The sequence below is a fragment of the Pseudoalteromonas sp. NBT06-2 genome, assembly GCF_002276045.1.
In the GTDB taxonomy this organism is placed as follows: domain Bacteria; phylum Pseudomonadota; class Gammaproteobacteria; order Enterobacterales; family Alteromonadaceae; genus Pseudoalteromonas.
Genome location: NZ_NQMR01000261.1, coordinates 1 through 1,306 on the forward strand (window position 1 = coordinate 1; position 1,306 = coordinate 1,306).

The following is a 1,306-nucleotide window of genomic DNA, read 5'->3' on the forward strand; positions in this document are numbered from 1 at the left end:
GAACGGCTAAGTAGGGTTAAATACTATGAATCTCACTAATGATGAAATTGCAGTTTTACGACAGTCTTTAATTGCTAAAGAGTCACAACTTAAAGTGCTTATTAGTGAGGTTTCATAATGAATTGGTTAATTATATCAGGAATTATATTAGCAATAGTGTGGGTGCTTAGTTACCTAATCCCTACATTTAGGAAAAAATAAATGTCCTTATGTATTGGTATAAATAAAAAAGGCAAAGTCATTAATAAACCTGAATCAATCTCTGAATGTCAGGATTTTATATTGATGTCACCAAATGACTTCAATGCCAATGCAGCGGGGCAGTTTGACCCTTTAGCTTATGACGCAGGTTTTGAGGGTGTCATAACTATGTTTATTGCGGGGATAGGTGTCGGCGCTATCTTGGCAATTTTAAATAAACTACGCCGTTAAATATTAAATAAGAGAGTAAAAATCATGAAACAAGCAATTAAATCTAAATTAGTAAAAACGGGTAAATTCTTATCTGCTGCGGCTTTAACAATTGGTGCAGGTGTTGCTCACGCAATTGATACCACAAAAGTAGGCGCATCTATTACAGCGGCTGAAACTGACGCACTAACAACAGGCGAGTTTGTAATTGGTTCAGTTGCATCACTTGTGGTGATTGGCCTAATCATCGGCATCGTTCGCAAAATCTAATGGCAAGTTTAATGTTTGGTGCGCTGTGTGGTGCATCATTCATTATCGGCATCTTTGTAGCTGTACTAGTTGTTCGATAATGAAATTAATCAAAAATAGGAGCGCATAAAATGCGAATTAAACTAGCGCTTACATGCGCTTTTTTTATGTCTTTTTTTAGTGATGCTGCAGAGCCTGATATGAGTGATTTAAAGTCGCCAACAAATGAGCCGACATACAAAGCAACTTATAACGGTGGTTTAGAAAGCTATGGTGATACAGAGGAACAAGCTTTTGATGCTATGTGTCAAAAATGGGGGCAACGATGGAATCAAGATGCTGTTCCGCCAGGTAATAAGTATTCATTTACTGGTGAATGTATATATGATGGCAAAAAAGCGAAAGTAATCAAATATCAATGGCATTCTCGGGACAACGCATATAAAGAATACCCTCAAACAAAGACAATTTCTCATGTCGGTATTAGACCTGTTGATTCTGAGCGTTGTCCGCATCCCGATTTTCTTGATTATGCATTGCCAGTTCCGCACCCCACAGATTCCGATAAAATCATGTGTGCAAAACCTTTGATTGAACCTGAGCCAGAACCCGACCCAGATAACCCAGAGGATTGCCCGCAGCTATC

The 1,306-nt window shown here is 38.4% G+C and carries 3 protein-coding genes; all 3 read left to right on the plus strand.

Features of this window, described 5'->3' with window-relative positions; translation table 11 throughout:
- Positions 1 to 201 precede the first annotated feature (201 nt).
- Entirely contained in the window at positions 202 to 432 is a 231-nt protein-coding gene (locus CJF42_RS25070) for a hypothetical protein (RefSeq protein ID WP_095369235.1), read from the plus strand.
- A gap of 24 nt (positions 433 to 456) precedes the next feature.
- On the plus strand, positions 457 to 681 hold the full coding sequence (locus CJF42_RS25075; RefSeq protein WP_095369236.1) for a major capsid protein: 225 nt from the start codon (positions 457 to 459) through the stop codon (positions 679 to 681).
- Between the two features lie 110 nt (positions 682 to 791).
- Positions 792 to 1,306: hypothetical protein (locus tag CJF42_RS25080; RefSeq protein ID WP_212668867.1), on the plus strand; the 515-nt coding region annotated here is incomplete at its 3' end.

Excerpts from the sequence above, each read along its gene's own strand:
- CJF42_RS25075 (WP_095369236.1), top strand. The coding sequence starts at position 457 with ATGAAACAAGCAATTAAATCTAAATTAGTAAAAACGGGTAAATTCTTA.
- CJF42_RS25070 (WP_095369235.1), top strand. The coding sequence starts at position 202 with ATGTCCTTATGTATTGGTATAAATAAAAAAGGCAAAGTCATTAATAAA.